This window comes from Fodinicola feengrottensis (genome assembly GCF_010993775.1).
Lineage (GTDB): Bacteria > Actinomycetota > Actinomycetes > Mycobacteriales > HKI-0501 > Fodinicola > Fodinicola feengrottensis.
Genome location: NZ_WOTO01000004.1, coordinates 1 through 24219, shown reverse-complemented (window position 1 = coordinate 24219; position 24219 = coordinate 1). Strand labels below are relative to the sequence as shown.

The 24219-nt window shown below is 65.6% G+C and carries 25 protein-coding genes and 3 pseudogenes; 16 read left to right on the top strand and 12 right to left on the bottom strand.

Annotated features, from left to right (window positions below; translation table 11 throughout):
* The first annotated feature begins 1 nt into the window (after position 1).
* Complete coding sequence (locus GNX96_RS04325) at positions 2-2896, top strand: hypothetical protein (protein ID WP_163567103.1); 2895 nt, start codon at positions 2-4, stop codon at positions 2894-2896.
* Between the two features lie 106 nt (positions 2897-3002).
* Here the strand turns inward: GNX96_RS04325 and GNX96_RS04320 are convergent, their stop codons facing one another.
* A complete protein-coding gene (locus GNX96_RS04320) occupies positions 3003-3443 on the bottom strand; it encodes a hypothetical protein (RefSeq protein WP_163567102.1) in 441 nt (146 codons plus the stop codon).
* 193 nt (positions 3444-3636) lie between these two features.
* On the opposite strand from GNX96_RS04320, the gene GNX96_RS04315 reads away from it, so the two are divergent.
* On the top strand, positions 3637-4860 hold the full coding sequence (locus tag GNX96_RS04315) for a helix-turn-helix domain-containing protein (protein ID WP_279579328.1): 1224 nt from the start codon (positions 3637-3639) through the stop codon (positions 4858-4860).
* 219 nt (positions 4861-5079) lie between these two features.
* Here the strand turns inward: GNX96_RS04315 and GNX96_RS04310 are convergent, their stop codons facing one another.
* The 4 genes from GNX96_RS04310 to GNX96_RS48725 form a co-directional block, all read right to left on the bottom strand.
* On the bottom strand, positions 5080-5373 hold the full coding sequence (locus GNX96_RS04310; RefSeq protein WP_163567101.1) for a hypothetical protein: 294 nt from the start codon (positions 5371-5373) through the stop codon (positions 5080-5082).
* Between the two features lie 247 nt (positions 5374-5620).
* Entirely contained in the window at positions 5621-5797 is a 177-nt protein-coding gene (locus GNX96_RS04305) for a hypothetical protein (protein WP_163567100.1), read from the bottom strand.
* 440 nt (positions 5798-6237) lie between these two features.
* Positions 6238-6588: a hypothetical protein gene (locus tag GNX96_RS04300; RefSeq protein WP_163567099.1), complete on the bottom strand. Its 351-nt coding sequence runs from the start codon at positions 6586-6588 to the stop codon at positions 6238-6240.
* Positions 6589-6853: 265 nt separating this feature from the next.
* Positions 6854-7384 (bottom strand): HNH endonuclease family protein, encoded by a 531-nt coding sequence (locus GNX96_RS48725; protein ID WP_279579327.1) that lies wholly within the window; start codon positions 7382-7384, stop codon positions 6854-6856.
* Between the two features lie 623 nt (positions 7385-8007).
* Between GNX96_RS48725 and GNX96_RS04290 the strand changes: the two genes are divergently transcribed.
* The gene (locus GNX96_RS04290) at positions 8008-8364 is read left to right on the top strand and encodes a hypothetical protein (RefSeq protein WP_163567097.1); all 357 of its coding nucleotides are present in this window, start codon (positions 8008-8010) and stop codon (positions 8362-8364) included.
* A gap of 310 nt (positions 8365-8674) precedes the next feature.
* A complete protein-coding gene (locus GNX96_RS04285; protein ID WP_163567096.1) occupies positions 8675-9259 on the top strand; it encodes a hypothetical protein in 585 nt (194 codons plus the stop codon).
* Here the strand turns inward: GNX96_RS04285 and GNX96_RS04280 are convergent.
* The 4 genes and pseudogenes from GNX96_RS04280 to GNX96_RS04265 all read right to left on the bottom strand — a co-directional run bounded on the left by GNX96_RS04280 (position 9256) and on the right by GNX96_RS04265 (position 12231).
* The gene (locus tag GNX96_RS04280; RefSeq protein WP_163567095.1) at positions 9256-9843 is read right to left on the bottom strand and encodes a hypothetical protein; all 588 of its coding nucleotides are present in this window, start codon (positions 9841-9843) and stop codon (positions 9256-9258) included. The genes GNX96_RS04285 and GNX96_RS04280 overlap by 4 nt on opposite strands.
* A 3-nt stretch (positions 9844-9846) precedes the next feature.
* The gene (locus tag GNX96_RS04275; RefSeq protein ID WP_163567094.1) at positions 9847-10416 is read right to left on the bottom strand and encodes a hypothetical protein; all 570 of its coding nucleotides are present in this window, start codon (positions 10414-10416) and stop codon (positions 9847-9849) included.
* 98 nt (positions 10417-10514) lie between these two features.
* A complete protein-coding gene (locus tag GNX96_RS04270) occupies positions 10515-11306 on the bottom strand; it encodes an ABC transporter permease (RefSeq protein ID WP_279579326.1) in 792 nt (263 codons plus the stop codon).
* A pseudogene (locus GNX96_RS04265) lies at positions 11303-12231 on the bottom strand (ABC transporter ATP-binding protein). Before GNX96_RS04265 ends, GNX96_RS04270 begins: the two are co-directional and overlap by 4 nt.
* Before the next feature lie 175 nt (positions 12232-12406).
* On the opposite strand from GNX96_RS04265, the gene GNX96_RS67060 reads away from it, so the two are divergent.
* The 10 genes and pseudogenes from GNX96_RS67060 to GNX96_RS04220 all read left to right on the top strand — a co-directional run.
* Positions 12407-13270 carry a helix-turn-helix transcriptional regulator gene (locus GNX96_RS67060; RefSeq protein ID WP_452124461.1) on the top strand — a complete coding sequence of 288 codons (864 nt, stop codon included), beginning with the start codon at positions 12407-12409 and terminating at the stop codon, positions 13268-13270.
* Positions 13267-14586 carry a Fe-S cluster assembly protein SufB gene (gene sufB, locus GNX96_RS04255; protein WP_452124462.1) on the top strand — a complete coding sequence of 440 codons (1320 nt, stop codon included), beginning with the start codon at positions 13267-13269 and terminating at the stop codon, positions 14584-14586. The genes GNX96_RS67060 and sufB overlap by 4 nt, the downstream gene beginning before the upstream one ends.
* 46 nt (positions 14587-14632) lie before the next feature.
* A complete protein-coding gene (sufD, locus tag GNX96_RS04250; RefSeq protein ID WP_163567093.1) occupies positions 14633-15805 on the top strand; it encodes a Fe-S cluster assembly protein SufD in 1173 nt (390 codons plus the stop codon).
* A gap of 23 nt (positions 15806-15828) precedes the next feature.
* Positions 15829-16149, top strand: a complete 321-nt coding sequence (locus GNX96_RS48715) for a non-heme iron oxygenase ferredoxin subunit (protein WP_390623926.1) — start codon at positions 15829-15831, stop codon at positions 16147-16149.
* Positions 16146-16910 (top strand): Fe-S cluster assembly ATPase SufC, encoded by a 765-nt coding sequence (gene sufC / locus GNX96_RS04240; protein ID WP_163567092.1) that lies wholly within the window; start codon positions 16146-16148, stop codon positions 16908-16910. Before GNX96_RS48715 ends, sufC begins: the two co-directional genes overlap by 4 nt.
* Entirely contained in the window at positions 16910-18196 is a 1287-nt protein-coding gene (locus tag GNX96_RS04235) for a cysteine desulfurase (RefSeq protein WP_279579324.1), read from the top strand. Before sufC ends, GNX96_RS04235 begins: the two co-directional genes overlap by 1 nt.
* On the top strand, positions 18193-18669 hold the full coding sequence (gene sufU, locus GNX96_RS04230) for a Fe-S cluster assembly sulfur transfer protein SufU (RefSeq protein WP_163567091.1): 477 nt from the start codon (positions 18193-18195) through the stop codon (positions 18667-18669). The genes GNX96_RS04235 and sufU overlap by 4 nt, the downstream gene beginning before the upstream one ends.
* On the top strand, positions 18666-19025 hold the full coding sequence (locus GNX96_RS04225; protein WP_163567090.1) for a metal-sulfur cluster assembly factor: 360 nt from the start codon (positions 18666-18668) through the stop codon (positions 19023-19025). Before sufU ends, GNX96_RS04225 begins: the two co-directional genes overlap by 4 nt.
* Before the next feature lie 34 nt (positions 19026-19059).
* The gene (locus GNX96_RS60820) at positions 19060-19557 is read left to right on the top strand and encodes a molybdopterin-dependent oxidoreductase (RefSeq protein ID WP_313885577.1); all 498 of its coding nucleotides are present in this window, start codon (positions 19060-19062) and stop codon (positions 19555-19557) included.
* A pseudogene (locus GNX96_RS04220) lies at positions 19521-21158 on the top strand (molybdopterin-dependent oxidoreductase); the annotation flags it as partial. The gene GNX96_RS60820 and the pseudogene GNX96_RS04220, both read left to right, overlap by 37 nt.
* 16 nt (positions 21159-21174) lie before the next feature.
* On the opposite strand, the gene GNX96_RS04215 reads toward GNX96_RS04220, so the two are convergent.
* A complete protein-coding gene (locus tag GNX96_RS04215; protein ID WP_163567089.1) occupies positions 21175-22713 on the bottom strand; it encodes an MFS transporter in 1539 nt (512 codons plus the stop codon).
* 58 nt (positions 22714-22771) lie between these two features.
* Between GNX96_RS04215 and GNX96_RS48710 the strand changes: the two genes are divergently transcribed.
* Together GNX96_RS48710 and GNX96_RS48705 are read left to right on the top strand one after the other, a co-directional pair.
* Positions 22772-22945, top strand: coding sequence for a winged helix-turn-helix transcriptional regulator (locus tag GNX96_RS48710; protein ID WP_279579323.1), 174 nt, complete (start codon positions 22772-22774; stop codon positions 22943-22945).
* Positions 22946-22964: 19 nt separating this feature from the next.
* Positions 22965-23231, top strand: a complete 267-nt coding sequence (locus tag GNX96_RS48705) for a winged helix-turn-helix transcriptional regulator (protein ID WP_279579322.1) — start codon at positions 22965-22967, stop codon at positions 23229-23231.
* A gap of 3 nt (positions 23232-23234) precedes the next feature.
* Here the strand turns inward: GNX96_RS48705 and GNX96_RS04205 are convergent, their stop codons facing one another.
* Positions 23235-23405: a hypothetical protein gene (locus GNX96_RS04205; RefSeq protein ID WP_163567088.1), complete on the bottom strand. Its 171-nt coding sequence runs from the start codon at positions 23403-23405 to the stop codon at positions 23235-23237.
* Between the two features lie 128 nt (positions 23406-23533).
* Positions 23534-24219: pseudogene (locus GNX96_RS04200) on the bottom strand (GMC family oxidoreductase); the annotation flags it as partial.

The following is a 24219-nucleotide window of genomic DNA, read 5'->3' as shown; positions in this document are numbered from 1 at the left end:
CATGATGGCGCTCTCCGACGAGTTTCTGAGCACGATCCGACAGCAGATCGCCGCCTCGACGCCGCAGACGACGCTCCGGGGCACCGTCCAGGGCTCCGGCGGCAGCGGCGTCACCGTCCTGGTCGACGGGTCCTCGCAGCCGATCGTGACGATGACCGACGACGAGTACGTCCCGTCATCGGGCGATCGGGTGTACGTACTCAAGGTCGGCGACGACTGGGTGCTGGTCGGCAAGATCGTCCCGGTCGGCGGCCAGACGCGCCCCAGCCTCAACGGCGGGTTCGCGACCGCGTACTTGACCGGTGACAACACGGTCAACTCAACCGGCAACGGCTTCTTCCTCGGCCCGTGGGCGATCGACACCACCGTCAGCGACCCCGGCTGGTCGATCAACTCCTCGTACTACATCCAGCCCCCGGGCCCGCTGCACGGCACCTGGGTCGTCGAGGTGGGGATGCGGTGGAGGTCCACTGCCGGGTCCAGCAGCACGACCATGCGCTCGATCATCGTCGACTGGCTGACCGGCGACCTGGCGACCGTCACCAGGCTCACGTCGCCCCGCACGCACGGGCACCTGACCACCGACGACCAGTGCCTGTACGGGGTGTCGCCGGGCTTCGACATCGGCCTGGTCTACCTCTTCGCCGTCACCTTCGACACGACCACGGCGAGTAACACCATCTTCGCGCAGGGTGCAATCCAGGGCGCGAGCAACGCCGCTACCCCACGGCACGTTCGTCAACTTCAGGAGGGTCCGGTAATGGGCGCCATCACGACCACGACGACCCAGACCCTCACCTCGTCGCACAGGCCGATGATCGACCGGCACATCGGCACAGGACGGCTGTTCGCGGCCGTACGGCGGGCCAACTCGAACCTCGGGTTCTGGTACTCGACCGACAACGGCACCACCTGGACGGACACGGGAACGGCCAACGACGTGGCCACCGGCACGTCGGCGCTGGAGTTCTCGTTCTTCTTGGACCGCAACGGGAACCCGTCCGTCTGCTACCGCACCTACGTCAGCGGCAAGGACACGTTCAACATCAAGTACGGCGCGATGAACACATCGGTGAATGGCTTCCTCTGGTACGGCGGCTCGCCGATCACCTCGGCAGCGGTCTCTGGCGCCACCGGCACGGCCGGCGGCTCCTGGCAGGGACTCGACCACGTCACGGTCCAGAACCCGGGCTCCGGAGGGGCCGTGCTGCTGTTCGCGGTCGCCGGGGCTGGCACCGACTACGCCTCCGGCGGCGCTGTGGACGGCTGCGTAGTGTGGGCGGTCGCGATGTCAGGCGGTACGTACAGTAACAAGTCGGACACGTACTTCAACCTTGGCGGCGACTACCGGAACCTCGGTGTGAGCGGCGGCGCCGCCGTGTGCGCCCCCCCCGTCGACTTCAAGAGCACGGGGGACGGCAAGAACACCGCAGGCCAACTGGACATCACCGTCGTCGAGCTGGCAGGTGACGGCAACTTCTACGGTAAGAACCGCTGGATCTGGAACGGGAACGGATTCACCAGCTCGTTCGACTGGATCAGTGCCGGGGGCGGCTACCCGACCAACCCGTCCGGCCAGGTGCGCCGGCAGGCCCGCATAGACGCCCAGGGGCGGCTGCTTATCCCGCAGCTCACCGGCAACGACACGATCGCGATCGTCGAGTACGACGCCTCGTACACGACCCGCACGAGCCGATACGCGCCAGCGCACCCGAAGGGCACCGTCACCTCCGCCTCGGTCACGTACGACACAAACGGCAACATCTACCTGTTCGCGGTCGGAACCGCCGACAACACGCTTGAGTTCTGCACCTACGCCCGGTCGTCCGGCACCTGGACCGCGTGGTCGGTGGTGAACGCGACCGTCTTGTCCAATGCCGCGAGCTGGGGCGTCCGGCGAGGCACCCTGGGCTCCCGGCTCGACTCGATGACCCAGACTGGGTCGAGCACCCTCACGCTGGCTAGCCAGCAGATCGTGCTCACCGGGGCGCCGTTCGCGCCCACCTGGAACGCGCCCACTAACAACAGCGCGCAGAACGTCTCGGCATCCTTGCTACTCGACTGGGTGTTCAGCGACCCGGACGTGGCCGACGCGCAGTCCGCGTACGCGCTGTCCCGGCAGATCGGGGCGGGTTCGCTGGCGTACTGGCGGGCCAGCGACTCGACGTGGCAACCGGCCGAGGTGCAGAACACGTCAGCCGTCGACCAGCTCACCCTGGCGTCCTGGGCCTCGGGGTCGGACGCGAACTACACATTTCGTGTCAAGGTGTGGGACCAGAGCTCGACGGCGAGTCCGTACTCGTCCGGGCTGGTGGTCACCCCCAGCGTCCTGGTGAACCCGACGATCACGGCGCCCACCAGCAGCGGCACGGTGACCGCAGCGAGCGTGACGGTGACCTGGACGGCGACAGAGCAGACGGCGTACCACCTCCTCGTGGAGCTGAACGTCTCGGGCGTATACACCTCGATCTTCGACGACACCGGCACCACGGCCACCAGCCGCGTGGTCACGGGCCTGACCAACGGCGCGGCTTACCGAATCACCTTGACCACGCGGAACAACGAGGGCCTGCAGTCGACTGCTGCCACGTCGACGTTCACGGCGGCCTTCACCCCGCCCCCGACGCCGACGATCACCTTCCCCGCCATGAATGTGCTGTACGCGTACGTCGTCGGCGCGGCCGTCACCAACCCCGCCGGCTCACCGGCGGCGTCCTCGAACACCGTCGAGCGCCGGATCGGCACGGACGACACGACGATCGTCATCCTCACCAGCAGCCTGGGCGTCGGCGGGACGTACTACGACGCGGCCGTGTCGTCGGGCGTGAGCTACCAGTACCGCGCGACCGCCTATACCACCACCGGGGCGCTGGCCGTCGGCGCCTGGACGGTGTGAGGTCGATGACCGCGCTCGCGGCAGCCGTCGAGCGAGGTGGCGCTGGGAGGGGTGGTTGCCGGCTCCCCGCCTCGCGACGCTGCGGCAGTAGGGAGCCAGCGGCTCGTTAGCCGCGCCAGTAGCCGTAGTTCGGTTTCCGGCCATCGGCCAGCGTGCGCCACAGGTACGCGACGTAGTGGAGCCCTCGACGCTCGGCGTCGAGGGCTCGGGCGAGGTAGTCGGCACGGACCTCACCCGAAGGCACCTCCCGGGACGGCTCTGAGCCAGGCTGCTCGTGTTGGCCGGTCATATTGACCGAAGGCCGTTCATCAGGTCCTGTAGCAGACCGCTGGACACGGGCCGTATCCATCTCGTGTGGCGTGTACGCGATGCCCGTCGCGCTCAGCCATTGGATCTCGTGCCGGGCCTTGGCTTCCCGGGTGAGGTTCGCGTACCAGCCGGACAAAGCGCGTTCGGATTCGTTAGCGTCCCGGTGCTTGTGACTGTCGAGGAACGCGTTCCGGACGCCGCGAGGGGACAACGGGCCTCCCAGGTAGTGGCGCTGCATGGGCAGTGACCGTATGGGCGCCTCGGGTCACCGGCCGGTCCATAAAGATCCCGGCCAGGAGGGGGTACGGTTTTGCCCCCCTTGCCCAAGATCGTTTAGATCACCGGGCCGCTACTGTCGCGTACGCTTGTGAGATGTCGCAGCGCGCCTAGCCAGAGGGGCAGCAGCAATGGACGACCTAGAAGGCCTCACAGTGGGCCAGCGCATCCAGACCGTACGAGAGCGTAAAGGCAAGACCAGGGCCGTTGTCGCCGGTCTCGTCGGGCGCTCTGAAGAGTGGCTCAAAAAGATCGAGAAGGGCCGCCTACAGACCCCCCGGTTCGCCATGTTGGTGAACCTCGCCGAGGCACTGCAGGTCGACGATCTGTCGCTCCTGACCGGTACCTCGAACATTCCAATGGGCCTGGCTCAGCGGGCCTCTCATGAGGCCGTCCCGGCCATCCGGGAGGCCATCGAGGAGACCATGCTGACGGTCGCCTCCGAGCCCTGGCCCGACGCCGACGACCTGCAGCGCCGAGCCTCCGCAGCCTGGCGTCAGTGGCACGTCTCTGTCGCTCCCCGCAGTGACGTGGGGATGCCTCTTCCCGGGCTCATACGGGAGTGTCAACGTGCCGTGCGCGTCCTGGAGGGAAACGACCGCCGGAAGGCCTACCGCGCCCTGAGCGAGGTCTACGGGCTGTGCGAGCAGATCCTGGCCTGGGTCGCGGAGCCCGCCTTGCTCTGGCTGGTCGCTGACCGAGGTATCCACGCTGCCCAGCAGGCGGACGACCCGCTGGCCCTGGCTGGTGCGGCCTGGGTCCTGGGCAACGTCCAGCGGTCCGCCGGTCGCGAGGAGGAGTCCGTCCACCTGGTGGACCAGGCAGCCGAGCTGATCGAGCCGGAGCTGGACTCACGCCAGGAGTCCCGCGCGATGTGGGGCGCCCTCCAGCTGCATAACTCCATCACCTCCGCCCGGATGGGTCGCGAGGGCGACGCTCTGCGGTACCTCGACCTCGGCGGCGAGGCGGCCCGATCACTGCCGGCCGGCTACCACCACTCGTGGACGGTGTTCGGGCAGGCCAACACTGACGTGACCGCCGTGTCGGTGAACGCCGACCTCCGCAAGGGCGGCCGCGCGTTGAGCGAGGCCGAGCGGGTGGACCCGGACTCTGTCCCGTCTAACGAGCGCCGCGCCCGGCTGTGGCTGGAGATGGCCCGCTCCTACCAGCTCCGCAAGGACAAGATGGGCGCGCTCAACCTGCTCGCCAAGGCGGCCGATGTGTCCCTGGAGGCGATGCGCGATGCGCTGCCACCCGCTGGCCCGGGGCTTGGCCGGCGAGCTGGTGACCTCTGGCGGCCGTGTCATCGAGAAGGACGCCAGGAGCCTCGCCACCCGGCTGGGTGTGGCCGTCTGACCTACAAGGACGCCGCGATCTGAGCGCACTTCCGGCATGATCGCGCGAACCCGGGAGGCCACGGCCCTGTGACGAGCACGATGGCTGCCCCGCAGATGGCGGCGGTCTCGCCCTCTACGACGCGGTGGGCGAACCCAGCAGGCGTCTTAGGCGAGTCTCGTCGGTAAAGACGGCCGCCGCCGACCGCGTTGCTCTCTAGCCGCCGTGTCGCGCTGTAGCCGACCAGGTAGTTTGCCACCGGTCTACCAGCGCCGCATCCCTGAGGTTCGGGAGCCGGGGGCGACCTTGCCGTCGATCGTCGTCTCGCCGCTGCTGCTGACCCGCACGTCGACGAACCGGCCCCATGACGAGGTATGCACTCTCATGATGAAACGGCTGAGGTCCAGGTTGAGCGTGCCCTTGGCCTCCAGGACCATCTCCTCGAGGAGCGACCTGACGGCGGCCCCGTCCTGAGGGTCGATGTTTGTCTCCAGCACGCCCAGACGCGAGCCGCTGCCGGCGCTCTTCAGCTCGACCTCATACCTTTTCGCGACCATCGGGACCTCCCGAGCCGATCCTATGAATCTGGGATGCTCCCACCCGCGCAGCGCCAGCGCCATAGTCTGCGCCGCCCTGGCATATACACAGAGCGTCATGTAGCCTCGCGCGCGCGGGCGCGCGGCTGGGCGTTGGGGTGATCTTGAGGGCGTGTACTCGGGGCGTGTACTCGGCCGTGTACTTACCCTCGGTGACGACAAGGCCCCGTCCATATCGGACGAGGCCCTGCTGGCGGGTTTGTTTTGGTCAGTGGACGAAGCTAAGTACGACGTTGGCGATGCCGATCAGCAGCTGGCCGGCGATCGAGTCCGGGTGGGTGGCGGCGACCCAAACAACAATCGCGACGGGGATCGTGCCGAGCAGGCCGGCCCCCTTGAACCTGCCACCGGCTTTGGCAGTCGGTCGGCCCGCGCCGGCCTTCATCGGACACTCCGCGTACGTACGTAGGTGGCGACGCCGTCCAGCGAGACGGCAGCGAGGATCCCGAGGACTGCGCCGAGCATGGCGAGAATCAATTTTATAGCTCCTTTACTGGGGCGGCTGTTCGCGGCCGGCGTTTCGATGTCTCGCTCGTTCTCGGTGCGGTCTCGTTCTCGCGAGACCGCACCGAGACACCGAGACACCGAGACACCGAGACACCGAGACACCGAGACACCGAGACACCGAGACACCGAGACACCGAGACACCGAGACACCGAGACACCGAGACACCGAGACGCGCGAACTCGTCCGAGAGGCGGCCTCCGCTCTCGCTCTCGTCGCCGGTCTCGTCTCGGTGTCTCGGTGTCTCGGTGGTCTCGTCGCGACACCGTCTCGCTCGTCGTCTCGCGCGAGAGTGCGTCCTGAGCTGCGCGCGACCGTCATCACGAGACCCGCGGCGAGATGTCGCGGGTCTCGCTCGCGTGCGCCTCGTCGTCTCGGTGGTCTCGCGCCGCTAGCGGGGCGACGCGGAGATCGTCCTGGTCGCCTGGGTCATCCTCCAGATAGGCGTTGCCGATCTCCCAGCCAGTCTCGAGCTGGATGACGGCAACCCAGTCCTCGGCCAGCGTCCCCTCGGCGCTGTGCGCGTACGCCTGCGCCAGACGGTACATATCCAGCCATATCGGCCGCTCGTCAGGCACCCAGTCTAGGCCGAAACTCTCATCAGCAAGCCAAAAGTACAGCTCATCGAGTGCTGCGGCATCCTTATACAAACTCTCAAGGTTGTTGTTCATACTTCCCTTTCTTTGCGGGTCATCCGCGTGACCTCCCGGCGCCACCACGCTTCCATGACCTGGAGCGCTGCTTTTAGCTCGGTCGCTGGCATTTCCTCGCCAGCGCGGTGGCGGCGGAGCGTGTCGCTGGCCGCCTGGACCTCTCGTCGTCCATCAGGGTCCCTTCAGGTGGGCAAATGTCTGCAATTTTCGCTTGGAATGGGGCGCCGGCCGGTGGTCTCCTCCGGGCGGGCGCGGCACGAGCCGACGCCCCCGGCTAGGCGGCTTATACCCGCCGGGCCCTCCCGCCGGTCAGCTCGTGGAGGTCACCGATGAGGCCAGCGGCGAACTCTGGACGCGGGCCGTGCCGGCGCGAGCGGCGGTCTTCCACGCACCGCACACACCGCCGCCGCCAGATGCCGTCGGTGCCGACGGCCATCTCGCCGTCGTAGAAATGGCCGCTCGGGCAGGTAGCTGAGCGACCTCGAATGGCGCACGCGCCGTTGCCGCGCATCACATTTTCTCGCCGGGACAAGGGGCGCAGGTGGCGCGGGTTGACGCAGCCAATCGGGCCGCAATTGAACCGATGATCGACATCGTCGTCATTAGAAAGTTCTCCGACGAACGCTCGGAAAATGGCCCGATGCGCTGACGTGTTGATTCCGCCGATCTGCGTGATTCCATAGCCGGTCGAGGTGCGAGCCCCCAGCCAGCGCCAATGGGCGTCGTCACCGCCCGAGCGATCGCAAAATCCCCAAAGCCGCACCGCGTCGCGCATGGTGGGTGCCGGCGATATTCTTTGGTCCCGCGCCGCCATAACTTCCTCCGTGCTAATCGCTACAGAAGGTCAGCTGGCGGTCCGACCCGGTGATCCAATCACCTGATTTCAAGTAGACTGCAAAGATCCGGCTGCGTCAAGAGCATCTAGGCCGGATTCTCAGCTAAAGTTGTTAGACACCAAGGAAACTTGGAGACGTGGAGGGGTTGTGACAAGAGGGCCGCAAAGATTTATGTCAAAACAGTCCGTACTGCTGGACGAGGCGACGAAAGCCGCGTTAATGCGCGTCGCGAGCGAGCAGCAGCGCAGCGTGAGCGATGTGGTACGGCTCGCGCTGCAATCGTACATTGAGGCGCACGCCGCGACGCGAAGCCGCCGCTAAAAAAAAAGCCCGGCCCGGATCCCCCTCATCCGGGGCCGGGCTTTTCTGCGTCCTGGGCTCAAATCTTTTGATCTGCTTCTAGTTAGGTTCCATTGGTACCATATGTATGGTACCAATCGGATGCTGTGGTGCAAGGGAAACTCGCGCTCGATCTATAGCTCGGGCAATGGCTGCGGCGTAGAGTCGACCTCAGAAAAGACTAAAAAAATGACTGAGCGGCCCGGGCCACCACGCCCTAAGCCGCTCACCAGTAGGCCATTCCCTAGCGAAGGACCACCGGATGTCTTCGATAAGTGTACCCAGCGCGCCCGCTTCCGCACCATCCTCAGCGGAGATCAAGATCCCAGTCGGAGATCAAAAGATCAGCGTCCATTTCGCGCCGCCGGAGTCCGGCTGGGCCAAGATCCCCAATGAACTGCTGCGCGACAGCCGGATCTCGGGACTCAGCATCGCCGTCATGGCTTTTGTGTTGTCGCATCCGGCAACCTGGACGTGGTCGGCCGACCAGATCGCCCGGCACCGCACGGAGGGCCGCAACGCCGTACGGAAAGCGGTCGCGCAGCTGGAGCAGTTTGGCTACACAAGGAAGATCCGAACGGCCGGGCGGGGTGGGTGGGCAGTGGACCTCCAGCCGTGAGTGGCACTGGCCTCCGCTGCAGCTGGAGGATGAATCATCAAATGATGATCTGGAACCGACGCCCGAGATCCGGTCGTCGGCCGCACCTGCAGCTATACCGGCCCAGCAGGTGTTTCCCCAGGTCGCACCGACGACCGAAAATGGGGCGTCGGTTAACGGGGCGTCGGCGGACCGGGCGTCGGCGAATGGGGCGTTAAAAGCGAAAACCAATCCCGAAGACTGTGAGAAGACTGTCGAGGAAGACTGTCGCTCGCTTGCGACGCGAGCAACCGCCAGCGACGACCCCGACCGGGTCGGCCAGGACTCCCCGGTGGCCCCCACCACTCCTGGTCGGGATCAAAAGATCGACTGGCGAGGGGAGCTGGAGCACCTGGACCCGTACGACAACCCCGTCCTGGCAGCAAACGCCGTCCTGGCCCACTACGTCCAGGGCCTGGACGAGCGCGGAAAGAAGATCTCCGAGCGAGACCAACTGGGGATCTGGTCGGTCATCGCCAAGGAGCTTGAGGCGCCGGGGAGGGGCCGTACATACCTGGACGTGGCCTGGGAGCTGGTTGACGCCCATGACCGAGAGGTCCTGCCGAGGCTCAATGCCCACGGCAGCCCTAAGGCGTACGCCACCTTCATCATCAGGTACCGGTCGGAGCGCGCCCAGGAGCGGCGAGAGGCCGCTGAGAGCCACCAGGACGCTCCAGTCCCGACTCCGGTCGTCTCGGTCGAGGACTTAGACCTGGTGCTGCCCACGACGGCCTCAGAGGCGGCGCCAGCCACCGAGTCACCAGTCACCCAGTCTCGGGACCTGGCCCTCCTGAGGGGGATCCTGATGGCCCGCGACCCCGAGACCAAGCGGGAGCTGGAGGAGGAGCTGGCCGCGCTGCAGGCGTCAGCCGCCTAGCTCTCTTGGTTCGCGGGCGGGACGTTGGACGCGATCATCTGGAGGTAGCTGATGTCGTGGGGGTCGCCCAGCTCCGGGACGCTGCCCGAGCGGCGGTAGTCGGCTAGCTCGCCGCCAAGCTTGGCCAGTAGCTTCATGATCTCGTCCACGACTGTATCGATCTGAGGCGTGCCCCACGCTTTATCGAACGCGGCAGCTGCTTGGTCGTAGCCCGCTATGACGTGATGGATCAGGATCGGCTCGTCGATCGCGGGCGGCTTGATCATGACGATCTCCCTCAGGTGAGTCCATGCTTGCGTGGTGTCTGGCTCAGTTTCTAAGGACCGGCCACGGCTCCAGTTGAGCCACGACCGCAGAGACACGTCTAGAGCTGCCAGTGCCTGGCCGATCGCCTCAGCCGCCGCGAGTGCTGCCTGTTTGCGAGCCAGTAGCTCGGTGTGCCCACGGCCGGTCTCGGCCAGCCGCTCGGCGTGCTGGCGTCCTTTGCGGGAAACGTAGAGCGCGACGCCGGTGGAAATGAGTCCATTGAGGAGCGCACCGGCTCCTGCCCCTATAAGCGGCGGGATGACGACGCTCCAGTCCACGGGTCAGCTCACCTCCTGATTCGGGCTGATGGCCGCCGAGATCTCCGTCGCGATCAGGTCTACGTCCGCCGCCTCGCAGGTGCCGTCCTGGCGCCAGTCGTAGATCGAGCTGCCGAGCCTCAGCATGACCCGCTGTACGGTCTCGACCCTCGTCCTCTTGGCAGCAGGGGTCGACCGCTTGATGACGGGTATGGCCGCCTGACATGCCTTCGTCGTGGCCCGTACGCGATTGACGAGGTTCTGGTCGGCGATCGCTGGGAGCTTGAGGAACTGGACGCGCTCGAATTCGTCGAGCATCGACCCGATGGTCGCCGGGGCTCCCGCATCGATCGGGTCGCTCTCGACCGTGTTGGCCAGGTAGTCGAGCAGACCGGCCAGCGACTCATGGACGGACTCTGCGGCAGCGAGGGCAGCCTGCTTGCGGGCCAGCTCCTCGGCGTGCTCCTGCCCCCTCTTCGAGACATACAACGCGACGCAGGTCGCGATCAGCCCGTTGAGCACCACGCCCGTCAGGGTCCCGACGATCGGCGGCGTCTTGTCGAGTACTGCGACGAAGCTGTCCCACCAGTTCATGCCAGCGGAGCGTAGAGCCTCTCGGACCGCCGCTGAATGAGCCGAACGTACGCCTCCCACCGTGGCTCGCGGGCGGCTATGCTGGAGACGAACTGACGTCAGGCGGGTGCATCAGCCCAGCTCAGTACCGGCCCTCTCATTCCCACTTGAAAAAACGGGCGGCGGCGGAGATCGAGACCACGGCCCAAAAAAGCAACACTAGCCACGACTGCAATGGCACCGTGCCACCGGTCAAAGCCGCCCGCATCCCGGTAGTCAGCGCGTCCAGGGGGAGCAGTCCAAGAATGCCAGCCGCGAAAGACGGTACGGCGGTCACGACGCCGCCGACGGCCAGCATCAACAAATAGACGAGGTTGGGCGGCGGCGAGAGTTGCCTCGGCGCGGAGGGTGCCGGCCATCCACAGGCCAAGTCCGGAAAACGCGGCCGTACCCACGACAGCGAGCCCGAGCGCCGGCAAAATTCCGGCAGCTGATGGATGCCAGCCGGCCAACAAACCGACGACGGCCAGTACGGCGACTTGCAAAACAATGACGGCGATGACTCCCACGGTTTTGGCGACCATCAGGCCCCAGCGCGGCAATGCGGAGGCGCCGAGCCGTTTGAGTACGCCATAAGAACGCTCAAAACCAGTGGCGATCGCCTGGCCGGTAAAAGCGGTCGACATCACCGCGAGGCCCATCACACCGGGCACCACAAAGCCCATGCGATCGGCGGTCGGCAGGCGTACGACAGATGTCAGCCCGATGCCAAGCAGCACCAGAATCGGAATGACCAGTGTCAGCAACAGAGACTCGCCGCGGCGGAGCGTGAGCTTGAGCTCCATCGCCGACTGGGCCAGCAAAATTCGGGACATCGGCGCGCGTCCCGGCGCCGGCGCGAAAGTGCTCACGTCCGCAGCTCCCGTCCGGTGAGCTCAAGGAAAACGTCTTCGAGCGTACGTTTGGCTGTGCGAAGGTCGCCCAGCAGAACGTCATTCCCGGCGCCCCAGGCGGTGACAGCGGCCAGCACCTGCGGCGTCAGGTCGCCGGACACGACGTACTCGCCAGGGCGCGGCTCCAGAGCGGCCAGGCCTTCCGGTAAGACAGCCTGCAGGGGAGCCAGCGGGAGGTGCGCTCGGGCGGTGAAGGACAACCGCTCGCAGCTGCTGGTCAGGTGGCCAGGCGTGTCGTCGGCGAGGACCTTGCCGCTGTCGATGATCGTCACCCGGTCCGCCAGCCGCTCGGCCTCGTCCATCAGGTGGGTCGTGAGGACGACCGTGACGCCGTCCTTACGCAGTTCGTCGACGAGGTCCCAGGTCGCGTGCGTGCCGGGGCCTGCGGGTCCATGCCGGCCGTCGGCTCGTCGAGGAACACCAGGTCAGGGCGGCCGACGACAGCCATCGCGAGGCTGAGGCGCTGCTTCTCGCCGCCAGACAGCCGCCGGTACGGAGTGTTCGCGACCTTCGCCAGGCCGAGCCGCTCGGTGAGCATCGCGGTGTCCAGTGGACGCGCCGCGTACGCGGCGATCAAGCGCAACATCTCTGCTGCCCGGGCGCCCGGGTAGACCCCGCCGGCCTGCAGCATCACGCCGATCCGGGGCATCAGCTGGTCGTGTTCGCCGACCGGGTCCAGGCCGAGGACGCGGGCCGAGCCACCGCTGGCCCGCCGGTAGCCCTCGCAGACCTCGATCGTGGACGTTTTGCCTGCTCCGTTGGGCCCCAGCAGGGCATGCACGGAGCCGCTTCGGACCGTAAAGGAGAGACCGTCCACCGCCGTGACTGGCCCATAACGCACGAACAAGTCCTGCAGCACTACCGCGGGTTCGTCGGCTCGCACAGCTTTACTCTACGCGCTGTAGAACTAGATGCGTGACCGGCATCGGGAGCCTCCTGGGCAAGGAGTGATGCGTGCCACCGTACGACCGGGCCTTCTTAGGGTTGGCTCACATCGAGCGAATTACGTAACATAGGTGTTGTGAAAAAACGACAGCGACGAGTCGGGGCGCCTGAGCGTGCCCGCGACGACTGCTGTCAACAGTAAGGTCCTCGACGAACTGGTCGCGGGCGGGATGGCCGAACAGCGGACTCGCGACCGGGTCGTGCAATTGCTGTTGGAGCACGGCCCGCAGACCGCCGCCCAGCTCGCGCAGCAGCTCAGCGTGGTTCCGGCGGCGATCCGCCGGCACTTGGAGACGCTGCTGGCCGAGGACCGGATCCGCCGCTCGGAGAAGCCGATGGTGGGCCAGCGCGGTCGCGGCCGGCCGGCCCAGCTGTTCGAACTCACCGAGACCGGCCGGGCGCCGTTCCCGCACGCGTACGACGACCTTGCCGCCGTCGCGCTGCGGCATCTGTCGACGTATGCGGGCTCCGAGGCCATCCAGGCGCTCGCCGCCGAGCGGGTGGCTGGGCTGGAGCGCCGCTGCCGCGAGGTGGTGGACGCCGCCGGCGACGATCCGGCCGCTCGTACGGAGGCCCTGGCCAGCGCGTTGACCGCGGAGGGTTACGCTGCGACGGCCTCGATGATCGCGTCCGGCGGGATGATCTGCCAGCACCACTGCCCGGTGGCTCATGTCGCCGCCGAGTTCCCGCAGCTGTGCGAGGCCGAGACCGCCGTCATCAGCCGGCTGATCGGCAGCCACGTGCAGCGGCTGGCCACCATCGCACACGGTGACGGGGTCTGCACCACGCACATCCCGTCCCAGCCCAAGAATATCGAAATCGCACACAACAACCACCCGTTCCGGGAGGACGCACGCATGACCACCACGCCCGAAGTTAGGCCGATCAGCCAGGACGAGCACATCGAGGCGCTCAGCCGTTATGGCTACGGTGGGCCGACAGCGACACGGCGGGGTCCGTCGCCCGACGCGGCCTGAACGAGGATGTCGTACGTGACATCTCGGCCAAGAAGAGCGAGCCCGAGTGGATGCTCAAGCGCCGGCTCAAGGCGCTGAAGCTGTTCGAGCGCAAGCCGATGCCGCACTGGGGCGCGTCGCTGACCGGCATCGACTTCGACAACATCAAATATTTCGTACGCTCGACCGAAAAGCAGGCGACCACCTGGGACGAGCTGCCGGACGACATCAAGAACACGTACGACCGGCTGGGCATCCCGGAGGCGGAGAAGCAGCGGCTGGTCTCGGGTGTCGCCGCGCAGTACGAGTCCGAGGTCGTCTACCACAAGATTCGTGAGGATCTTGAGGCGATGGGCGTCATTTTCCTCGACACCGACAGCGGCCTGCGCGAGCACCCAGAGCTGTTCGAGGAGTATTTCGGCTCGGTGATTCCCAGCGGTGACAACAAGTTCTCCGCGCTGAACACCGCGGTGTGGTCCGGCGGCTCGTTCATCTACGTGCCCAAGGGTGTGCACGTCGACATCCCGCTGCAGGCGTATTTCCGGATCAACACCGAAAACATGGGCCAGTTCGAGCGGACCCTGATCATCGTCGACGAGGATGCCTACATCCACTACGTCGAGGGTTGCACCGCGCCGATCTACAAGTCCGACTCGCTGCACTCCGCGGTGGTTGAGATCGTCGTGAAAAAGGGTGCGCGCTGCCGTTACACGACCATCCAGAACTGGTCTAACAACGTTTACAACCTGGTCACCAAGCGGGCCGTGGCGCACGAGGGTGCGACCATGGAATGGATCGACGGCAACATCGGTTCCAAGGTGACGATGAAATACCCGTCCGTCTACATGGTCGGCGAGCACGCCAAGGGTGAGGTTCTGTCGGTCGCTTTTGCAGGCGAGGGCCAGCATCAGGATGCCGGTGCCAAGATGGTGCACGCGGCGCCGCACACTTCTTCTTCCACGATCGTCTCGAAATCGGTGGCGCGTGGCGGCGGGCGTACGTCGTACCGCGGGCTGATCCAGGTGCTGGAAGGCGCTTCGCAGTCCAAGAGCACGGTCAAATGTGACGCGCTTCTGGTCGATGCGATCAGCCGCTCAGACACTTACCCGTACAACGACATTCGCGAAGACGACGTGTCGATGGGCCACGAGGCGACCGTTTCCAAGGTCAGCGAGGACCAGCTTTTCTACCTGATGTCCCGCGGCATGAACGAGGACGAGGCGATGGCGATGATCGTCCGCGGTTTCGTCGAGCCGATCGCCCGCGAGCTGCCGATGGAATACGCGCTGGAGCTCAACCGGCTGATCGAGCTGCAGATGGAAGGCGCAGTCGGCTGACCGCTGGCTTGCTGATCTAGTTTTCAAAGAGGAGAACCGGAAACACATGACGACGACCACCGCCGATGCGCGCTCTCAGCCGGGCGCCGGCGCCCCACCGGCCACCCGGTCCGCGGCCCTCACGTCGTATGACGTGGCGGATTTTTCGGTGCCGACCATGCGCGACGAGGACTGGCGGTTCACTCCGCTGAGCCGCCTCGCCGGCCTGCATGACGGCTCGTTCGTGGCCAGCGGGACGCCGGTCAAGCGGTCGGTCGCGGAGCTGCCTTCGGGCGTACGCATCGAGAACGTCGGCCGCGACGACAAGCGCATCGGCACCGCTTTGGTGCCGTTCGACCGGATCAGCGCTCAGGCGTACACCTCCTTCACCGAGGCTTTTGTTCTGTCGGTGGACAAAGACATCCAGGTCGAGACACCAGTGGTGGTCGACGTGGGTGGCGGCGATCTTGACGGAGCGTCGTTCGCGCACACCGTCGTCGACATCGGCGCCGGCTCCGAGGTCACCGTGGTCCTTGACCACACCGGTCCGGCCGTGCTGGCCGACAACGTCGAGGTGCTGGTCGGGGACAACGCGAAACTGATCCTGGTCAGCGTGCAGGACTTCGACTCCGGTTCGGTGCACCTGCAGCACCAGCGGCTCAAGCTCGGCCGGGACGCCCGCATCACGCACATCTCGGTCAGCCTCGGCGGCGATGTGGTACGACAGTTCACCACTGTCGACTACACCGGTCGCGGCGGCGACGCGCAGGCTCTGGGCATCTACTTCGCCGACGGCGGCCAGCACCTGGAACACCGCCAACTGGTCGACCACTCGGTGCCGGACTGCCGGTCCAACGTGGTCTACCGCGGTGCCCTGCAAGGAAAAGACGCGCACACGGTGTGGATCGGTGATGTCCTGATCCGGCCCGAGGCGACCGGCACGGACACGTACGAGATCAACCGGAACCTGGTGCTGACCGAGGGCGCCCGCGCGGATTCGGTGCCCAACCTGGAAATCCAGACCGGTGAGGTCGTCGGCGCCGGTCATGCGAGCGCGACCGGTCGATTTGACGACGAACAGCTTTTCTATCTGATGTCTCGCGGCATTACCGCTGAGAACGCCCGCCGCCTGGTCGTGCGGGGATTCTTCGCCGAGCTGATTGGCCGCATTCCGGTGGAAGAGCTTCGCGATCGGATCACCGCCACGGTGGAAGCGCGGCTCGCAGAGGCGGGCGCCTAAATGGCCAATGATTTCGTACGTGCCTGCGCGGTCGGCGAAGTGCCGGCCGGCGAGGCCATCGGCGTTCAGGTCAACGGCGAGCCGGTGGCGGTCGTGCACACCGAGGACGATCAGTTTTTTTCGCGATCCGCGATGTGTGTTCGCACGCCGAAGTTCCGTTGTCCGAAGGCGATGTCGAAGGCTGCACCATCGAGTGCTGGCTGCATGGCTCGCAGTTCGACCTGCGGACCGGAAAACCGACCGGCCCGCCGGCCACCGAAGCCGTACCCACCTATGAAACCCGCATTTCGGACGGCGACGTTTACGTTGCCGTACAGACAGCAACTCAGGAGCCCGTGAAGTGAGCACTCTGGAAATCCGTGATCTGCACGTCAGCGTCGCCATCGCCGACGGCGAGGAGAAACAGATCCTGCGCGGCGGCGTCGACCTGACGGTGAAAGCGGGCGAAACCCACGCGATCATGGGGCCGAACGGCTCCGGCAAGTCGACACTGGCGTATTCCATCGCTGGCCACCCGAAATACCGGATCACGTCCGGCTCGGTCACTCTCGACGGCGAAGACCTGCTGTCGATGACCGTCGACGAGCGCGCTCGCGCCGGCATGTTCCTCGCGATGCAGTATCCCGTCGAGGTTCCAGGGGTCAGCGTCTCGAACTTCCTGCGTACGGCCGCGACCGCCGTTCGCGGCGAGGCGCCGAAGCTGCGTACCTGGATCAAGGAAGTCAAGGAAGCGATGGAGCGGCTTGAGGTCGACTCCGCTTTCGCTGAGCGCAACGTGAACGAGGGCTTCTCCGGTGGCGAGAAGAAGCGCCACGAGATCCTTCAGCTTGAGCTGCTCAAGCCGAAGATCGCGATCCTCGACGAAACCGACTCGGGCCTGGACATCGACGCGCTGCGAGTGGTCAGCGACGGCGTCAACCGGGTCTCCGAGACCGGCGAAGTCGGCGTGCTGTTGATCACCCACTACACGCGCATTCTGCGGTATGTGAAGCCGGACTTCGTGCATGTCTTCGTCGGTGGCAAAATCGTCGAAGAAGGCGGCTCGGAGCTGGCCGACCGGCTGGAGTCCGAGGGGTACGTGCGATACACCAAGGCGGCGGTCTGATGGGCGCGCCGGCTCCGGAACTGACGCTGGACGTAGAGCGGATCCGAGCCGATTTTCCCATTCTGCAGCGCACTGTCCGGGACGGCCACCAGCTGGTCTATCTGGATTCGGGTGCCACGTCGCAGAAACCCGTGCAGGTGCTGGACGCTGAGCGCTCGTACTATCTGCGGCACAACGCGGCCGTGCATCGCGGAGCCCACCAGCTCGCCGAGGAAGCGACCGATCTTTACGAGGGTGCGCGGGCGAAAATCGCCGCCTTCATCGGCGCGCGGGACAACGAGGTGGTGTTCACCAAGAACGCGACCGAGGGCCTGAACCTGGTCGCGTACTCGATGAGCAACGCGGCCACGTCCGGGCCGGAGGCGGCTCGGTTTGTGGTGGGTCCCGGCGACGAGATCGTCGTCACCGAGATGGAGCACCACGCGAATCTGGTGCCCTGGCAGCAACTCTGTCAGCGGACCGGCGCCACCCTGCGCTGGTTTGGGCTGACCGACGAGGGTCGGCTGGATCTGTCCGATGTGGACAGTGTGATCACCGAGCGGACCAAGCTGGTCGCGCTGGTGCATCAGTCCAATGTGCTCGGTACGGTCAATCCGGTCGCCGAAATCGCTGCGAAGGCCCACAAAGTCGGCGCCCTGGTAGTGCTGGACGCTTGCCAGTCGGTGCCGCACATGCCGTTTGATGTGGTCGAGTCCGGCGCGGACTTTGTCGCCTTCTCCGGCCACAAAATGCTCGGCCCGACCGGTGTTGGTGTGCTCTGGGGCCGATACGACCTACTCGCCGCGATGCCGCCGTTCCTGACCGGCGGCTCGATGATCGAGGTCGTACGCATGGAGGGCACGACTTTTGCCGCGCCACCGCAGCGTTTTGAGGCCGGTGTGCCGAACATCGCCCAGGTGATCGGGCTCGGTGCCGCGGTCGACTACCTGACCGAGGTCGGCATGGCCAATGTCGCCGAACACGAGAAGCAGCTCACCGCGTACGCACTGGACGCGGTGGAGTCGCTGCCCGGCGTACGTGTCATCGGCCCTCCCACGAATGTGGCCCGCGGCGGCGCGGTTTCCTTCGTAGTGGTAGTGGACGGCATCCACCCGCACGATGTTGGGCAGGTGCTGGACGACCAGGGCGTTGAGGTCCGGGTTGGGCACCATTGCGCTTGGCCCATTGTCCGCCGCTTCAACATTCCAGCGACCACCCGCGCGACGTTCTACCTCTACAACTCGACAGAGGACATCGACGCGCTGGTGGCGGGAATAGAACGCGCCCAGAGGTTCTTCAAGCCATGAAGATGGAATCGCTCTACCAGGAAATCATCCTGGACCACTACAAGCACCCGCACGGGCGGGGGCTCAAAGACCCGTATTCGGGCGAGGCGCACCACGTCAACCCGACCTGCGGCGACGAGCTGACCGTGCGGGTGCAGCTGTCCGCGGATGGCTCGGTGGTCGAGGAACTTTCGTACGAGGGACAGGGTTGTTCGATCAGCCAGGCCTCGGCATCGGTGCTGCACGACCTGGTCGCCGGCCAGCCGGTGATGGACGCGATGGCAGTCGGTGACGAGTTCCAGCGGATGATCGGTGGCCGCGGCACGGTCGAGCCGGATGAGGAAGTGCTTGGCGACGGCGTCGCTTTTGCCGGCGTCGCGAAATATCCGGCTCGGGTGAAATGCGCGCTGCTGGGGTGGATGGCATTCAAGGACGCGACCGCGCGGGCTGTGGCGGGCGCCGACGCGTCGACTTCGACGGAGGCAACACGATGAGCGACGAGACCACAACGCCGACCGCCGAGCGGACCAAGGCGGAACTTGACGACGTAGAAGAGGCGCTTAAAGACGTCGTCGACCCAGAACTTGGCATCAACGTCGTCGATCTTGGCCTGATCTACGGGATCCACGTCGATGATGAGAACATCGCCACGGTTGACATGACGCTGACCTCGGCAGCCTGCCCGCTGACCGACGTGATTGAGGACCAGGTCCGCGAGGCGCTGGTTTCCGGGCCAACCGGGCTGGTGAACGACTTCCGGATCAACTGGGTCTGGATGCCGCCGTGGGGCCCGGACAAGATCACCGACGACGGCCGCGACCAGCTCCGCGCTCTTGGCTTCAACGTCTAGAGAAGTCCCGCACAGCTCCCATTGGGGAGCCTTTGTGGCAACGGCTCAGGACGGTCGGATCGTTGGCGTAGAGCCACATCCGGTCGATCCTGAGCCGTCTCCGCTTATCGGCAATGTCGTCGACGCGCATCGGCATCGGTCGCGGATCAAGCAGCCGTACGTTCGCGCCGGCTGGCTTAGCGCCGGTCCTGGTCCGGATTCTCGGCGAGGATCTGACTCGTACGTTCCCGTCAGTTGGTCCAAAGCTCTGGATCTGCTCGCCGGTGAGCTGTCTCGGGTAAAGGAGTCTTACGGAAATCGCGCGATTTTTGGCGGCTCGTACGGGTGGGGGAGCGCCGGCCGGTTTCACCACGCGCAGTCGCAAGTGCACCGGTTCCTGAATTCGATCGGTGGCTACACCCGATCCGTCAACAACTACAGCAATGCCGCGTCCGAGGTCACCTTGCCGCGGATTCTTGGCCCGGCTGGTGGACATCAGGTTTTCGGCGGCAGGGCATGTCGTGGAAGACGATCGCCGCCAACACCGACTTGATAGTGGCCTTCGGTGGCGTACGGCGGAGCAATCTGGCGGTCGCGCCCGGCGGACTTTCCGAGCACCGGATCGGTTCCGAGCTTTCCGCGCTGCATAACGTGGAGGTGGTGTCTATCAGTCCGCTGGCTGACGATGCGGCTTCGGAGCTGAATGCGCGGTGGGTGCCCACCATTCCCGGCACCGATGTGGCGATCATGCTCGCGATGACCTGGGTCCTGGTGACTGAGGGGCTGGCCGATCGGTCCTTTGTGGACAGGTATGTGGCTGGCGCTGACATGGTCGAAAAATACCTCACCGGCGGGGTCGCCAAGACGCCTGAATGGGCAGCTGAGTTGTCCGGCGTACCGGCCGATGAGATCCGGACTTTGGCTCGGCGGATGGCTTCTTGTCGGACGTTGGTGACGACAAGCTGGTCGTTGCAGCGCATTCAGTACGGCGAGCAGAGCCTGTGGGCGGGCCTGACGTTGGCCGCATACCTGGGGCAGATCGGCCTGCCGGGCCGTGGTTTCGGGCACGGGTACGGCTCGATCGGTGACGCCGGCAAGCCTTTGTCCGGCCCGCTGCCGACGCTGCGGCAAGGTCGAAACGAGGTTTCCGATTTCATCCCGTGTGCGCGCATCGTCGACATGTTGGAGCGGCCCGGCGAATCGGGCGACTTCAACGGGCATCGACTGTCCTATCCGGACACTCGGTTGATTTACTGGGTTGGTGGTAATCCCTTTCACCATCACCAGGACTTGCAGCGGCTGACTCGCGCGTTGGCCAAACCCGACACGATCGTTGTGCATGAGCCGTTCTGGACTGGGATGGCGAAACATGCGGACATCGTGCTGCCGGCGACTCTGACGATCGAACGAGACGACATGGGCGCCGGTAGGGGGGACCCGTACCTGATCGCGATGAAGCAGGTCGTGCCTCCGGTCGGCCAGGCCCGCGACGACTACGACATCTTTGGTGACCTGGCCTCGCGCTTGGGCGTATATCAGGAGTTCACCGAGCGCCGAGACTCAGCAGCCTGGTTGCGAAAGCTTTATGGCAACTGGCAGCAGTCCTGGAGAAGACGCGGTCACGAGGTGCCGGACTTCGACGTTTTTTGGGAGACTGGCAACATTCGGCTGCCGGGTCTGCGCGAGCCCGATCCACCACTCGCTGATTTTGTGGCCGATCCAGACAAGCATCCGCTGAACACGCCGAGCGGCCGGATTGAGATCTTCTCCGAGACGGTCGCTGGGTTTGGCTATGCCGACTGCCCTGGACACGCCGCTTGGCTGGAGCCCGAGGAATGGCTCGGTTCTGAACTGGCCCAGCGCTTTCCGTTGCATCTCATCGCGAATCAGCCCGCTCGGAAGCTGCACAGTCAGCTGGACATGGGCGCTCACAGCATGGCCGGTAAGACTCACGGGCGTGAGCGCGTACGCGTGCATCCGACGGACTGTGCGTCTCGCGGACTCTCCGACGGTGACGTCGTACGCATCTTCAACGACCGGGGTAGCTGCCTGGCCGCCGTCGAGTCCACTGTGGACGTACGCGTCGGAGTCGTGCAGCTTTCCACCGGAGCCTGGTACGACCCGTCCCGCCCGGACATCGCCACCTGCATCCATGGCAACCCGAACGTTCTCACCACCGACCGCGGCACGTCGTCGCTCGCCCAGGGCTGCACCGGCCAACACGCTCTTGTCGAAATCTCCCGCTACACCGGTGAACTTCCAGCGGTCGCCGCCTTCGATCCGCCGTCCTTTGCCGGGTGCGTCGCGGAACGACGTTCGTAGGGCGTAAAACCAGAGGACAACAAGACGACGGCGGACAGGATCGCCATGCCCGCGACGAAAAAAGCCAACCGCGATGGAAGGCATTGATCGCGGCGATGGGCTCGGCGGCCGCTGGGTTGCCGACGATGCTGACGAATGCGGCCGCGCCGAACGCGCTGCCCATCTGTTGGAACATCGAGGAAATGCCCACCGCGGTGGAGATCCTGGCTGGGTCGACGACGCTGAGGGCCACCGAGACGAACGACGGGATGGTCATCCCGACGCCCATACCGGTCAGCAGTTGAGCCGGCAGCAGTTCGCTGACGTAGGCCGGTGTCGGCCCGATTCGCCCGGTCAGCCAGACGGCCCCGGCGGCCATCAACAGACCGCCAATGGCTCCGACCCGGTGTGGGCCGAGCCGTGGTCCGAGCAGGCGAGAGGACGGGATTGCGACACAGGCGGCCATGATCGGGCCGGGGCTCAACTGGAGGCCGGTGGCGAGGATGGACTGATGCCAGTGCAGGGGCAGGAACTGCGCTCCGGCCAGGATGCCGGCTGCGAAACTTACCGAGAAGAGCAGCGCGGAACTGACCGCGAACAGGAAGGTGCGCCGGCGGAGCAGGCCGATTTCCAAGGCAGGGGACCGATGCCGTAACGACCTGCCGACCACCGCGAGCAGGATCGCGGCGGCGATCGCGGCGGTGATCAGCGTGGTCGGAAGGCTCCACTGACCGAACTTGTCGATGGTGAGGGTCAGCGCGGTGACGCCGACAATCAACCCGGCGGTGCCCCAGAGATCAGGCAGCTGCCACTCGCGCCGGTCGCGGCTTTCCCGTAGCCGCAGCGATCCGAGGATCAGCGATGCCATTCCGAGCGGAAGGTTGACCAGGAAGATCCAGCGCCAGTCGAACTGGACGAGCACCGCACCCAGCAGCGGCCCACTGGCGGCCCCGGCGCCCCCCACCGCCGCCCACGCACCGAAAACCGCGGCCCGGCGCTGCGGCGGGAACTCAGGCAGGACCACGGCGAGCGCTGCCGGGGTGAACAAGGCCGCGCCAGCGGCTTGGAGGATCCGGGCGGCAATCAGCATCGCGGGCGAGATCGCGATCGCGCAGGCCGCCGAGGCCGCCACGAAAAGTCCCAAGCCGAGCAGGAACATCCTTTTCCGCCCGATGGCATCGGAAATCCGGCCGGAAGGGACCAGCAGAGCGGCGAAGACGATGGCGTACGCGGTGAAGATCCAGGACAAGTCGGCAAGTCCGGAGCCTGGAAAGTCCTTTTGGATCGCCGAGAACGCGAGATTGACGATGAACGTGTCCAGGAGGGACGCGTAGATGGCGACGGAGACGATCGCGAAGGAGAACCACCCGCGCCGGGACGTGGCAGGTGGGCCAGTGAGTAGCGTCATGCGACGACTGTACGGGTCGTGAGTCGCTTGATGCAACTGACTGGGATAGGGTGGCGTTATGTTGGGGCGTACGTACGAGGGTCAGCGCTGCTCGATCTCACGGTCGTTGGAGGTGGTCGGGGAGCGATGGTCGCTGTTGATCCTGCGTGACGTGTTGCTCGGAATCAGCCGATTCGACGACCTGCAAAAGAGCCTCGGCATCACTCGGAGCGTGCTGTCCCACCCGGCTTGAGCACCTGGTCGAGGAGGGCGTGGTCGCGCGCCACCGCTACCAACGCCGTCCGGACCGGTACGAATACGTGTCCACTCCGAAAGGCCTTGAACTTTGGCCTGTCCTCATGCATTTGCTCGACTGGGGTGACCGGCACTATCCGCAGGCCGACGGCCCGCCGAGGGTCATCGCGCATGTCGACTGCGGCGGCCGGATGAACAGCGATCTGTGCTGCGACCGCTGCGGTGAGCGGCTCGCCCCGGCGAACACCGAGAACGGTTCACCGAAGTCACCGAGTCGCCGGTGACCCTCAGTGTGGGAAGACGCAGGCCTCGCAGCTGGCCCAGAAGGTGCACTGGAGTCGGGTGGGTGGTGGGGGGGGGAAGCGCGGGTCGTCGATGAGTTTCATCGTCGGAATCCGGTCCGCGATGCGAATGTCGAGATCGAATTCGTCAGCGCCGCGGGTTTCGTCGGTTGTCATGATTTCCTTCCGGCTGGGCGAGCTGGCATCTCGTCCAGAGTGAGACCGGAACGCCCTGGCCGGAAGGGGCGGTCATCGGGAAAAACCGGGAAATGCTCCCGACTTAAAATTGGTCTTGACCTGGCCAGCTAGCGAGCGTCCTCATTGATCATGTCGGCGCATTTCTCGCCAATCATCATCGTGGTGATGCACGGGTTGACCGCGACCAGAAACGGCATGGCCGAGCCGTCCGCCACCCGCAGTCCGGTCACGCCTTTCACCCGGAGCCGACTGTCCAGCGGGCCACCCATCGGGACGGTCGCGGAGGGGTGATAGACGGTGTTGTGGGTTTTCCTGATGTAGTCGGCGATCTCGTCGTCGGTCTGGGCGTCCGCGCCGGGCGCGAGCTCGTCGCCGGCCCAGCCGGCCATTGCCGGTTGCGCGACGATTTCACGAGCGAGCCGGATCCCGTACGTCATCACCCGCAGGTCGTGTGGATCGCTGAAATAGCGCGGATCCACCCGTGGCTTGTCGCGGAAGTCACGCGTACGCAGGCGTACTGTCCCGGTCGAACGACTGCGGGTGACGTTCGGGGTCAGGCAGAACCCGTTCTCGGTGGTCGGATATCCGTGCCGGAGCGTGTTCATGTCGAAAGGCACCGAGCCGTAGTGGAACATCAGGTCCGGCCGGTCGAGCCCCTCCTCGGTGGTGGTGAAGATGCCGATTTCCCACCATTGGGTGGATTTCGCGTCACCATCCCGGCCGCTTCGCGTTCCACTGCACACACGCCCCGGGATGATCTACTGCAGGGGTGGAGCCGCGCCTGGGGAGTGAC

Bases quoted from the DNA above. Each gene is read 5' to 3' on its own strand.
- GNX96_RS04235 (WP_279579324.1), top strand. From the start codon at position 16,910: ATGGGCGCGCCGGCTCCGGAACTGACGCTGGACGTAGAGCGGATCCGA.
- GNX96_RS04305 (WP_163567100.1), bottom strand. From the start codon at position 5,797: ATGAAGGCCGGCGCGGGCCGACCGACTGCCAAAGCCGGTGGCAGGTTC.
- GNX96_RS04205 (WP_163567088.1), bottom strand. From the start codon at position 23,405: ATGACAACCGACGAAACCCGCGGCGCTGACGAATTCGATCTCGACATT.
- GNX96_RS04300 (WP_163567099.1), bottom strand. From the start codon at position 6,588: ATGAACAACAACCTTGAGAGTTTGTATAAGGATGCCGCAGCACTCGAT.
- GNX96_RS04215 (WP_163567089.1), bottom strand. From the start codon at position 22,713: ATGACGCTACTCACTGGCCCACCTGCCACGTCCCGGCGCGGGTGGTTC.
- GNX96_RS04225 (WP_163567090.1), top strand. From the start codon at position 18,666: ATGAGCGACGAGACCACAACGCCGACCGCCGAGCGGACCAAGGCGGAA.
- GNX96_RS48725 (WP_279579327.1), bottom strand. From the start codon at position 7,384: ATGGCGGCGCGGGACCAAAGAATATCGCCGGCACCCACCATGCGCGAC.
- GNX96_RS48710 (WP_279579323.1), top strand. From the start codon at position 22,772: ATGTTGGGGCGTACGTACGAGGGTCAGCGCTGCTCGATCTCACGGTCG.
- GNX96_RS04290 (WP_163567097.1), top strand. From the start codon at position 8,008: ATGTCTTCGATAAGTGTACCCAGCGCGCCCGCTTCCGCACCATCCTCA.
- sufD (WP_163567093.1), top strand. From the start codon at position 14,633: ATGACGACGACCACCGCCGATGCGCGCTCTCAGCCGGGCGCCGGCGCC.
- sufU (WP_163567091.1), top strand. From the start codon at position 18,193: ATGAAGATGGAATCGCTCTACCAGGAAATCATCCTGGACCACTACAAG.
- GNX96_RS04320 (WP_163567102.1), bottom strand. From the start codon at position 3,443: ATGCAGCGCCACTACCTGGGAGGCCCGTTGTCCCCTCGCGGCGTCCGG.
- GNX96_RS04325 (WP_163567103.1), top strand. From the start codon at position 2: ATGATGGCGCTCTCCGACGAGTTTCTGAGCACGATCCGACAGCAGATC.
- GNX96_RS04275 (WP_163567094.1), bottom strand. From the start codon at position 10,416: ATGAACTGGTGGGACAGCTTCGTCGCAGTACTCGACAAGACGCCGCCG.
- GNX96_RS04310 (WP_163567101.1), bottom strand. From the start codon at position 5,373: ATGGTCGCGAAAAGGTATGAGGTCGAGCTGAAGAGCGCCGGCAGCGGC.